5 protein-coding genes, 1 tRNA gene and 1 pseudogene are annotated in these 11,834 nt (G+C 73.2%); 5 read left to right on the plus strand and 2 right to left on the minus strand.

The window, feature by feature from the left end; translation table 11 throughout:
- Positions 1 to 4: 4 nt before the first annotated feature.
- A complete protein-coding gene (locus tag IQ279_RS25960) occupies positions 5 to 436 on the minus strand; it encodes a TM2 domain-containing protein (protein WP_206351756.1) in 432 nt (143 codons plus the stop codon).
- Between the two features lie 393 nt (positions 437 to 829).
- On the opposite strand from IQ279_RS25960, the gene topA reads away from it, so the two are divergent.
- The 5 genes from topA (at position 830) to IQ279_RS25985 (ending at position 10,155) form a co-directional block, all read left to right on the plus strand.
- Entirely contained in the window at positions 830 to 3,649 is a 2,820-nt protein-coding gene (gene topA / locus IQ279_RS25965; RefSeq protein WP_206351757.1) for a type I DNA topoisomerase, read from the plus strand.
- A gap of 132 nt (positions 3,650 to 3,781) precedes the next feature.
- Complete coding sequence (gene tmk / locus IQ279_RS25970; protein WP_206351758.1) at positions 3,782 to 6,913, plus strand: dTMP kinase; 3,132 nt, start codon at positions 3,782 to 3,784, stop codon at positions 6,911 to 6,913.
- Between the two features lie 154 nt (positions 6,914 to 7,067).
- A complete protein-coding gene (locus IQ279_RS25975) occupies positions 7,068 to 8,297 on the plus strand; it encodes a DNA polymerase III subunit delta' (protein ID WP_206351759.1) in 1,230 nt (409 codons plus the stop codon).
- A gap of 75 nt (positions 8,298 to 8,372) precedes the next feature.
- Positions 8,373 to 9,977, plus strand: coding sequence for an alpha/beta hydrolase (locus tag IQ279_RS25980; protein WP_206351760.1), 1,605 nt, complete (start codon positions 8,373 to 8,375; stop codon positions 9,975 to 9,977).
- A 104-nt stretch (positions 9,978 to 10,081) separates the two neighbouring features.
- Positions 10,082 to 10,155: transfer RNA gene (locus tag IQ279_RS25985), tRNA-Thr, on the plus strand.
- A 129-nt stretch (positions 10,156 to 10,284) separates the two neighbouring features.
- Here IQ279_RS25985 and IQ279_RS25990 read toward each other — a convergent pair.
- Positions 10,285 to 11,772: pseudogene (locus IQ279_RS25990) on the minus strand (tyrosine-type recombinase/integrase); the annotation flags it as partial.
- Positions 11,773 to 11,834 lie beyond the last annotated feature (62 nt).

Consider the following 11,834-nt stretch of genomic DNA (forward strand, 5'->3'; position numbering starts at 1 on the left):
GCACTCAGCTCCGCAGCACGCGGCCTTGGACATCCGTGGGGCTGTCCTGGGTGAGCAGCATGATCCCGTCGATCAGCGACCAGACGCCGCAGCCGCCGCAGGTCAGCAGCTGGGCGACCGCCATGCCGGTGTGGCCGGTGTAGAAGCGCCCGATGCCCAGGTAGCCCAGGAAGAGGGAGAGGACGCCCGCCACGACCTTGGACTTGTCGGAGTACGGCCGGCCGTAGGGGTCGTAGCCGTACGGGGCGTTCGGGTCGCCGGTGTAGCCGCCCGCCGCGGGCGGCGGGGCCTGCTGCGGGTAGCCGTACCCGGGCTGGCCGGGCTGCTGCGGGTAGCCGTACGCGGGCTGACCGGGCTGGCCCGGCTGCTGGGCGTAGGGGTTGTTCTGCGGCTGCTGGGGCTGGCCGTACGGGTTCTGCTGGCTGGGGTCGGACATGGGAGGTTCCCCCGGTGTGTGGCTGGGACGTACAGACGGCCACATCTTGCCAGCCGGTGCGGGGGCGCAGGAATGGCGGCCGTCGGGTTACCGTTCGAGTAACCGAGCGGTGAAGGCTCCGCCGGACGGCCGCGGGCCCGGGCGACCGCCCACCGCCGCGCTCCGGCGGGCACGGCGCCGGGGCCCGGACGGCGGATCCGGCGAACACGGGGAGATGGTTATCTCATCGGGTTACCGTTCGAGTGGCGTTGCGGACTTTTCCCGTTTGACACGGGGGCGGGAGGTACCGTCACACTCCGCAGCGAGAGCGCAGCCGCACGGAAGCGTGAAACACGCCGAGAGCAGACCGACCCGACGAAGCGGGACCACCGACCGGAGAAGAGCGAGAAGAAGTTGTCCCCGACCAGCAAGACCGCAGACGGCGGGCGCCGACTCGTGATCGTCGAGTCGCCGGCCAAGGCCAAGACGATCAAGGGCTACCTCGGTCCTGGCTACGTGGTCGAGGCCAGCGTCGGGCACATCCGCGACCTGCCGAACGGAGCCGCCGAGGTCCCCGCCAAGTACAAGGGCGAGTCCTGGGCCCGGCTCGGCGTCAACGTCGACCACGACTTCGAGCCGCTGTACGTCGTCAACAGCGACAAGAAGGACCAGGTCAAGAAGCTCAAGCAGCTCCTGGCGGAGTCCGACGAACTGTTCCTGGCCACCGATGAGGACCGCGAGGGCGAGGCCATCGCCTGGCACCTCCAGGAGGTGCTCAGGCCCAAGGTCCCGGTGCGCCGGATGGTCTTCAACGAGATCACCAAGGACGCCATCCGGGCCGCCGTCTCCAACACCCGCGAGCTGAACCAGCGCCTGGTCGACGCCCAGGAGACCCGCCGCATCCTCGACCGGCTCTACGGCTACGAGGTCTCCCCGGTGCTGTGGAAGAAGGTCATGCCGCGCCTGTCGGCGGGCCGTGTGCAGTCCGTCGCCACCCGCCTGGTCGTCGAGCGCGAGCGCGAGCGCATCGCCTTCCGCTCCGCCGAGTACTGGGACCTGACCGGCACCTTCGCCACCGGCCGCTCCGGCGACGCCGCCGACCCGGCCTCCCTCACCGCCCGGCTGAGCGCCGTGGACGGCCGCCGTGTCGCCCAGGGACGCGACTTCGGCCCCGACGGGCGGCTCAAGGGCGGCTCCGGTTCGGGTTCCGGTGACAAGGGGGGCGTCCTGCACCTGGACGAGGCCGCCGCCCGTGCGCTGGCCGCCGCCCTGGAGGGCGCCGACTTCGCCGTCCGCTCGGTGGAGTCCAAGCCGTACCGGCGCTCGCCGTACGCCCCCTTCCGCACGACCACCCTCCAGCAGGAGGCCAGCCGCAAGCTCGGCTTCGGCGCGAAGGTGACCATGCAGGTGGCGCAGAAGCTGTACGAGAACGGCTTCATCACCTACATGCGGACGGACTCCACCACCCTGTCCGACACCGCCGTCGCCGCCGCCCGCGCCCAGGTCACCCAGCTCTACGGCACCGACTACCTGCCCGATCGCCCCCGCACCTACGCGAGCAAGGTCAAGAACGCGCAGGAGGCCCACGAGGCGATCCGCCCCTCCGGCGACCGCTTCCGCACCCCCGCCGAGACGGGCCTGACCGGCGACCAGTTCAGGCTGTACGAGCTGATCTGGAAGCGGACGGTCGCCTCCCAGATGAAGGACGCCACCGGGCAGTCCGTCACGGTCAGGGTCGGCGGTCGCGGTACGGACGGCCAGGACGCCGAGTTCAGCGCCTCCGGCAAGGTCATCACCTTCCACGGCTTCCTCAAGGCCTACGTCGAGGGCGCCGACGACCCCGGCGCCGACCTCGACGACCGCGAGCGCCGCCTGCCGCGTGTCGAGGAGGGCGACCCGCTGACCGCCACCGCGATGTCCGCGGACGGCCACGCCACCAAGCCCCCGGCCCGCTACACCGAGGCCACGCTGGTCAAGGAGCTGGAGGAGCGCGAGATCGGGCGTCCCTCCACCTACGCGTCGATCATCAGCACCATCCTCGACCGCGGCTACGTCTTCAAGAAGGGCACCGCGCTCGTCCCCTCCTTCCTCTCCTTCGCCGTCGTCGGCCTGCTGGAGAAGCACTTCGGCCGTCTGGTCGACTACGACTTCACCGCCAAGATGGAGGACGACCTCGACCGGATCGCCGCCGGCGAGGCCGAGGCCGTGCCGTGGCTGCGCCGCTTCTACTTCGGCACCGACGAGCCGGGCGCCGAGGGCGCCGCCGCCGCGGCGGCCGGGAACGGCGACGGCGACCACCTCGGCGGACTGAAGGAGCTGGTCTCCGACCTCGGCGCGATCGACGCCCGCGGCGTCTCCTCCTTCCCCGTCGGGGAGGGCATCGTGCTGCGGGTGGGCCGCTACGGCCCCTACGTCGAGGAGCCGCCGGCCGCCGAGGGCGAGACCGGCCGCCGCGCCGACGTGCCCGCCGACCTCCCGCCGGACGAGCTGACGGCGGAGTACGCACGGGAGCTGCTGGCCAAGCCCAGCGGCGAGTTCGAGCTGGGCACCGACCCGGAGACGGGCCGCCCCATCGTGGCCAAGGACGGCCGCTACGGGCCCTACGTCACCGAGGTGCTGCCCGAGGGCACCCCGAAGACCGGCAAGAACGCCGTCAAGCCGCGCACGGCCTCGCTGCTGAAGTCGATGTCCCTGGACACCGTCACCCTCGACGACGCCCTGAAGCTGCTCTCCCTGCCGCGCGTGGTCGGCACCGACCCCGACAGCGGCCAGGAGATCACCGCCCAGAACGGCCGCTACGGGCCGTACATGAAGAAGGGGACCGACTCCCGCTCGCTCCAGAGCGAAGAGCAGATCTTCACCATCACCCTGGAAGAGGCGCTGGCGATCTATGCCCAGCCCAAGCAGCGCGGCCGGGCCGCGGCCAAGCCGCCGCTGAAGGAGCTGGGCACCGACCCGGCCAGCGAGCGCCCCGTGGTGGTCAAGGACGGCCGCTTCGGCCCGTACGTCACCGACGGCGAGACCAACGCCACACTGCGCCGCGACGACGACGTGGAGACGATCACGCCGGAGCGGGCGTACGAGCTGCTGGCGGAGAAGCGCGCCAAGGGACCGGCGAAGAAGACCGCGAAGAAGACGGCGGCCAAGAAGACCACCGCGAAGAAGACCACCGCCAAGAAGACGGCGGCCAAGAAGACGGCGGTCAAGAAGACGGCGGCGGCCGACACGGAGTAGGCCCGCGGGAACGGGCAGGCATAGGGGCGGCACGTGCGGGAACCTTCCGCACGTGCCCGTCCGTAACAGCTTCCCCGGCCGCTTCCCCGGCCGCACCGCCGCCCCCGTACCCCCGACCGATAGGCTGACGGGATGACGCGTGCAGAGCAGCCACCGGTCGTGTCCCCCACCTCCGACGCCCTGGCCGCGGACTCCCGCGAGCGCGCCGTACGGGCCCTGCTGAGGCATGCCCCCCTGCGCCGGCTGTGGGGCGCGCAGCTCGCCGGCGGGGTCGGCGACGCCCTCGCCCTGCTGGTCCTGGTGCTGCTGGCCCTCCAGGCGGCCGTCGCCGTACCGGCCATGGGAGGCGCCCCCGTCCTGGGCGGCGGCTACCGCGGCGCGGCGCTCGCCGTCGCGGCCGTCTTCGCCGTCAGGCTGCTGGCCACCCTGCTCTTCGGCGCCGTACTGCTGGGCCCGCTCTCCTCCCTCATCTCGGACTCCGGCGGTGTGCTCGACCGCCGCTGGACCATGATCGGCGCGGACGGCGTACGGCTGGCGCTGATGATCGTCGCACCGCTGTGGATCGACTGGACTCCCGACCAGGCGTTCGCGTTCCTGCTGGTCACCGTCTTCATCACCGGGGTCGCCGAACGGGTCCGGGGCGTGGCCAAGGACAGCGCCGCACCCACGCTGCTTCCCGCGCCGCCCCCCGAGGGCGCGGCGGTGCGCCCCCTGCCGGACCACCACGACGCGCTGCGCCGCCTGTGGCTGCGCACGGGCTTCCTGGCCATCCCGGCGGCCGCCGCGGGACTGGTCGCCATCACCCTGGTCGGCAACCTGCTGGGCGCGGGCATCGAGTGGTTCACCACCCACCAGGCGGCACTGGCGTCGTACGCCGCGGCCGGTCTGTTCGCCGCGTCGATCGCCCTGCTGTACTTCCTGCACCTGCCCGGCGGCGGCACCCCGCGCCCCCGCTCCCCGCTGGAGGGCCTGCGCCGCCCCCGCACCGGCAGGCCGGAGAAGGGCGCCGACGGCAAGACCGTCCGCAAGGCCGTGGACAGGGGCCGTACCGGTGCCGCCCCGCTGCTCGTCCTGACCGGCGCCTGCGTGGCCGCCGCCGTCGCAGCGGCCGCCGCGCTCGCGGTACTGCACGCCATGGACCTGGGCGGCGGCCCGGTCCTGTTCGGGCTTTTCGTCCTGGCGCTGACCGGCGGCACCGCCGCGGGGGTGCGCCGGGCCCCGCGCGTACTGCCCGCGCTGTCCCGCAGGCGGCTGCTGGCCCTGTCCGTCGCGCTGGCGGGCCTGGCCCTGCTCGCGGCCGGACTGACCCCCGACACCACCGCCGTACTGCTGCTGCTCCTGCTCGCGGGCCTGTCCGCCGGTATCGCCGCGAACACCGGGCACACCCTCCTGGACGAGGAGACCGAGGAGTCCCGCCACGCCCGGATGACCGACCATCTGCACGCGTCCGTGCACGTCGCCATCGCGCTCGCGGCCGTCGCCGCACCGGTGCTGGCGGCCCTCATCGGCCCGCACCGGGTCGACAGCGGCGACTTCGTCTTCGCCCACGGCGGCGCGGCCTTCACGCTGATGCTGGTCGGCGCGCTGCTGCTGCCGGTGGCGGCCCTCGTCCTGGTCCGCCTCGACGACCGGCAGGGCGTACCGCTGCGGCGGGATCTGCGCGAGGCGTTCGGCGGCGGTTCCGAGCCGCTCCAGGCCCCCTCGGCCACCGGCTTCTTCATCGCCCTGGAGGGCGGCGACGGCGCGGGCAAGTCCACACAGGTGGAGGCGCTGGCCGAGTGGATCCGCTCCAAGGGCCACGAGGTCGTCGTCACCCGCGAGCCGGGCGCGACCCCGATCGGCAAGCGGCTGCGCTCGATCCTGCTGGACGTATCCTCCGCCGGCCTGTCGCACCGCGCCGAGGCCCTGCTCTACGCCGCCGACCGGGCCGAGCACGTCGACTCGGTCGTCCGCCCGGCCCTGGAGCGCGGCGCGGTCGTCATCACCGACCGCTACGTCGACTCCTCCGTCGCCTACCAGGGCGCCGGGCGCGACCTGTCGCCGACGGAGGTCGCCCGGATCTCCCGCTGGGCCACCGGCGGGCTCGTACCCCATCTGACCGTGCTGCTGGACATCTCCCCGGAGACCGCCCGCGAGCGGTTCACCGAGGCGCCCGACCGGCTGGAGTCGGAGTCCGCGGACTTCCACCGGCGGGTCCGCTCCGGCTTCCTCGCCCTGGCCGCAGCCGATCCCACCCGCTACCTGGTGGTGGACGCGGGGCTGGAGCCCGAGGCCGTCACCACGGCGGTGCGGCACCGGCTCGACCGGATGCTGCCGCTGTCCGAGGCCGAGATCGCCGCCCGCGAGGAGGCGCGCCGCAGGGCCGAGGAGGAGGCCCGCAGGCGTGCGGAGGAGGAGGCCGCGCGCAAGGCCGAGGAGGAGCGCCTGGAGCGCGAGCGCCAGGAGCGTCTGGAGCGGCTGCGCGCCGAGGAGGAGGAACGCAGGAAGCGCGAGGAGGAGGAAGCCCGGCGCCGCGAGGAGCTGCGCAGGGCCGAGGAGGCCCGGCAGCGCGCCGAGGAGGCCCGCCGCCGGGCGGAGGAGGAGCGCGCCCGCCGCGAGGCCGAGGAGCGCGCCCGCCGCGAGGAGGAGGAGCGCAGGCGCCGGCTGGCAGAGGAGGAGGCCCGGCTGCGGGCCGAGGCCGAGGAGCGCCGGCTGGACAAGCAGCGCAAGGCCGAGGAGGCCCTGCTCCGGGCCGAACAGGCTCGCAGGGACGCCGAGGCGCAGGAGGCGGCCCGCCGGGAGCGGGAGGCCCGGGAGGCGGGGCGCAGGCACTCGCTGCGCAAGGACGACACGCCGGGCACCGGTACCGGGAACGGTGGCGGCGAGGCCGACGAGACCGCCGTCCTGCCGCGGATCTCGCCGGACGCGGAGGAGACGGTCGTCCTGCCGCAGCAGGCCCCGTCGGCGCCTCCCGCGGGTGCGACGGCGGCACCCGGGGACGAGACCACCCCGCTGCCGCGGGTGGCGCCCGGGGAGCAGGCGCCGTCGTGGTCGCTGCGCAAGGACGAGCCCGGCGCCGAGCCCCAGGCCGCACCGCCCGCCGCGGAGGAGCGCACCCGGGAGCTGCCGCAGGTCGACGAGGCGGGCCGTCCCCGCCGCCGCCCCGAGTGGGCGGAGGAGACGCCGATGGACGACCTGCCCACCCTCGCCGACGAACTTCTCGGCCCTCACCAGCGGTTCGCCGAGGACGAGGAGGACGGCCGACGCCGCGGCCGCAGGGGCTGACGTCCCTGCGGGGCCCGCGGGCCGGGGCGCGGCGCGGGCCGGCCGTCCGCGGCTGTCACAGCCGTGCGGAACAATGACGGGGAAGCCGTCCGGCGCCTGGGCAGCGGACGGCATCGGACGGACCGGGCGGCGCGCGGAGGGAGGGCTACGGGACATGGCCGTATGGGACGACCTGGTCGGACAGGACAGGGTCGTGGAGCAGCTCACAGCGGCGGCGCGCGACGCCGACGCGTACGTCACGGCCGCCGCCTCCGGTGAGGACGGGGACCGGGCGCCGGGACCGGCCGGGCTCTCCGGCTCGGCGATGACCCACGCCTGGCTGTTCACCGGCCCGCCCGGCTCCGGCCTGGCGACCGCCGCCCGCGCCTTCGCCGCCGCCCTGCAGTGTGTCAGCCCCGACCGCGCCCTCGGCGGCGCACCCGGCTGCGGCTTCTGCGACGGCTGCCACACGGCGCTGATCGGTACGCACGCCGACGTCGAGGTGGTTCGCGCGTCCGGGCTCAGCACCGGGGTCGGCGACACCCGCGAGCTGGTGCGCCGCGCCCAGCTCTCCCCGTCCGGAGGCCGCTGGCAGGTGGTCATCCACGAGACCGCCGACCGGCTCACCGAACAGGCCGCCAACGCCCTCCTCAAGGCCGTCGAGGAACCCGCCCCCCGCACGGTGTGGCTGCTGTGCGCGCCCTCGGCCGACGACGTCCTGCCCACCATCCGCTCCCGCTGCCGGCATCTGGTGCTGCGTACACCGCCGGTGGACGCCGTCGCCGACATGCTGATCCGGCGCGACGGCATCGAGCCGGATGTGGCGGTGGCCGCCGCCCGCGCCACCCAGGGCCACATCGACCGGGCCCGGCGCCTGGCCACCGACGCGCGGGCGCGTACGCGCCGCGCCGCGGTCCTCGCCCTGCCCACCCGGATGGAGGACATCGGCGACGCGCTCCGGGCCGCCCAGCAACTGGTCGACGCGGCCGGGGAGGACGCCAAGGAGGCCGTCGAGGAGGTGGACGCCAAGGAGACCGAGGAGATGCGCGCCGCCCTCGGCGCCTCCGAGGGCGGGCGGCTGCCGCGCGGTACGGCGGGGGTGATGAAGGACCTGGAGAAGCGGCAGAAGAGCCGCGCCACCCGTGCCCAGCGCGACTCCCTCGACCTCGCCCTGCTGGACCTCACCGCCTTCTACCGCGACGTGCTGGTCCGCCAGTTCGGCTCGCGGGTGGCGGTCGCAGGCGAGGACGTCCGCGACGCGGTGGAGCGGATCGCCGCCTCCACCCGTCCGGAGCAGACGCTGCGCCGCATGGAGGCGGTACTGGAGTGCCGCCGCGCCATCGAGCGCAATGTGGCCCCGCTGCTGGCCGTTGAGGCGATGGCGGTGGCGCTCCGCGCGGGCTGACCTTCTCCTCTGCCGCCACTGACTCCGGCGGCGGCTCACCCCCTGGGGGCCCCGGCCCGTATACGCTCCAAGGTCATGGACACCAGGCGTCTGCTCCGTACCGGTGGCGTCGCGTTCGCGACGGCCGCGCTGTTGCTGTCGGGCTGCTCCGGTTCGGACGATCCGGAGCCCGAGCCCGGCTCCGAGCCCTCCCGTTCGTCGTCACGCCCCTCGGACGACCGTGCGGTCAGCCCGGCCAAGCCGCTCCAGCCGCTGCCCGAGGCGATTGCGGCGAACCTGAAGCCGTACTACGAGCAGAAGCTGAGCTGGAAGGACTGCGGAGTCTCCGGCTTCCAGTGCGCCGAGCTGAGGGTGCCGCTGGACTACGCCGCACCGAAGAAGTCCGAGGACCTGGAACTCGCCGTCACCCGCAAGAAGGCCTCCGGCCCCGGCAAGCGGCTGGGCGCCCTGCACGTGAACCCCGGTGGCCCGGGCGGCTCCGCCGTCGACTACGTCCAGCTCGCGGCGGGCGTCGGCTACCCGGCCCCGGTGCGCGCCCGGTACGACATCGTCGGCATGGACCCGCGCGGCGTGGCCCGCAGCGAGCCCATCGAGTGCCTGACCGACAAGGAGATGGACGAGTACGTCCGCACCGACGCCACCCCCGACGACAAGGGCGAGATCGACAAGCTGGCGGCGGCCTTCGAGAAGTTCGCCGAGGGCTGCGAGAAGCGGGAGGGCGACCTGCTCGGCCATGTCTCGACCGTCGAGGCCGCCCGCGACATGGACGTTCTGCGCCAGGTGCTCGGCGACGACAAGCTGACCTACGTCGGCGCCTCCTACGGCACCTACCTCGGCGCCACCTACGCCGGACTCTTCCCGTCCCGCGTCGGCCGGCTCGTCCTGGACGGCGCCATGGACCCCTCGCTCACCTCCGAGCAGCTCAACCTCGACCAGACCGCGGGATTCGACACCGCCTTCACCGCCTTCGCCGAGGACTGCGTCGAACTCGACGACTGCCCCCTGGGCAACGGGAGCGTCAAGGAGGCGGGCGAGCGCCTGAGCTCCTTCTTCGAGAAGACGGACGACAGGCCGATCGCCACGGGCGAGTCGCGGAAACTGACCGAGTCGCTGGCCACCATCGGCGTGCTGAACGCCATGTACACCGAGTACTACTGGCCGAAGCTGCGCTCGGCGCTCACCGCCGCGCAGAAGGGCGACGGCGCGGAACTGCTGTCGCTGGCCGACGACTACTACGAGCGCGGCGCCGACGGCGGCTACGGCAACATCATGTACGCCAACGCCGCCGTGAACTGCCTGGACCTGCCCGCCCCCTTCAAGAACCCGGCCGAGGCGGAGAAGGCCGTCCCGGACTTCCGCGAGGCGTCCGGGGTCTTCGGCCGCAACTTCGCCTGGGCGGCCCTGAACTGCACGTACTGGCCGCACCCGCCCACCGGCGAGCCCCACCGCATCGAGGCGGAGGGCGCCGCCCCCATCCTGGTCGTCGGCACCACCCGCGACCCGGCGACCCCGTACAAGTGGTCCCAGGGCCTGGCCGAGCAGCTCTCCTCGGCGACCCTGCTGACGTACGAGGGCGACGGCCACACGGCGTACGTACGCGGCAGCGACTGCGTCGACTCGGCGGTCAACGCCTACCTGCTGCGGGGGAAGGTCCCCGCCGACGGCAAGAAGTGCTCCTGACCCCTGGCCCCCTGACCCCTGATCCGCGCCCCGCACCGAATCCGGTGCGGGGCACCCCCGGGCACTGTGTAGACTTGGGCGCGCTGCGGTTCGCCGCACGCATCGCCGCCTTAGCTCAGTCGGCCAGAGCGACGCACTCGTAATGCGTAGGTCAAGGGTTCGATTCCCTTAGGCGGCTCGGAGGAACCCCAGGTCAGATAGCCTCTGACCTGGGGTTTTCTGCTGCTCGGGGCATGGCGCGTCACACGGCCGGAGCGTCGTGGGGTGGCTCGCGTGAGCGATGCGTGAGCGGAGGGGCAGGCGGGCCCTACTTCCTGGGCTTCTTCCGCTTGGCCTTCGGGCTCTTCTTCTCGCCCTCGGCCTGGGTCTTCCTGGCTCGCTCGGCCTTCTTCCGGGCTTTCTCCGCCTTGCGCGCGGCCTCTTCCGCTTCCGCCTTGCGTCGGAGGGGGACGAGTCTGGCGGTGGCCTCGGCGGTGTTCTTGCCGACGTGGGGGAGGACGCTCTGGTAGATGTCCCGCGTGATCCGGGTGTCGCTGTGCCCGAGGGTGTCCGACACGATCTTGATGTCGATGTCGGCGGCGAGCATGAGCGTGGCCGCACCGTGCCGGAGATCGTGCAGCCGGATCGGCGGGAGGCCGGAGGCCGCGACAAGCCGCTCGAAGAGGTCGGTGACCTTGCCGGGGTGCAGCCAGGAGCCGTCTTCCTGGGTGAAGACGAGGCCGGTCTCGACCCAGGCGGAGCCCCACTCCGCGCGGTCCGCCTCCTGTTGCCTGCGGTGCCGCTCCAGCACGCCGACGGTGTCGTCATCCAGGGCCACGACGCGGAAGCCGCTGTCGGTCTTCGGCTCCGACGCCTCCACGCCCCACCCGTCCTGCACGAGCTGACCGGCGACCGTGAGGGAGTGGCGGTCGAGATTGGTCTCCGACCAGGGCTGGCCGCACGCCTCACCGCGGCGCAGGCCGCGGAAGGCGATCAGGTGCCACATGGCGTACAGCCGGTCCTCGGCCACGAAGTCGAGGAACGCACCCGTCTGCTCCGGCGTCCAGACCATGACGGGGGAGGGCTTCTCGCCGGTCTCCTGCCACCGGGCGACCCGCTCGTCCGTCCACACCAGGGCCTTCGGCTTGCGGACGGGGTCGATCTCGACGTGGGCCGCCGGGTTGAACGTGATGATCTGCCGGCCGATCGCGTCGTTCAGGGCGGCACGGAGCGTGGCCTTGATGTGCTGGCGCGTCGCGGGTCCGGTGACGCGGCAGAAGGGCGGCATGGCGTCGATCGCCGCCTTCATGGCCTTGCGATGGGCCCGGTTCTCCGCGCCCTTCCACGGCACAGTCGCCAACTCTTCGACCGCTGCGCGCCGCTGGGCGTTCTGCTCCAGGATCTCGGCGTTGGCGTCGGTGATGGCGGTGAACATCTCGCTGAGGTGGCTGACGCGCAGCCGGTCGAGGCGCCGGTCCCCGATGCGCGGCTTGAGGTGGACGCGGACATCGGTCTCGTAGCGGCTGATGCCTGACTTCCGGATGCGCTTGCCGGCGAGCCACCGATCCAGCCATTCACCCACGGTGAGGCTGCCGACGAGGTCCTGGCCGGCGTTGAGGCGCCGCCTCGTCTCCTCTACATCGGGGAGCGGCAGCTTGTCGCGGCTGATCCCGGACAGCATCTCGGCGATCAGCTGGATGCCCTCGGGGTCGTCTGCCTCGGCGAGGCCGAGGAGGGCGCGTACGTGGTCGAGATCGGCCTGGGCCGCCCTGAGGCTGCTGTACCCGCCCCGTGCGAAGGAGCGCCGGCCCCCGTTCGCGGGGGACTGTAAAACGTTCGGTGTAACTCCTGATCAAGGAAGATGCACCGATGACCAGC

Source organism: Streptomyces verrucosisporus (genome assembly GCF_017114865.1).
Lineage (GTDB): Bacteria > Actinomycetota > Actinomycetes > Streptomycetales > Streptomycetaceae > Streptomyces > Streptomyces fenghuangensis.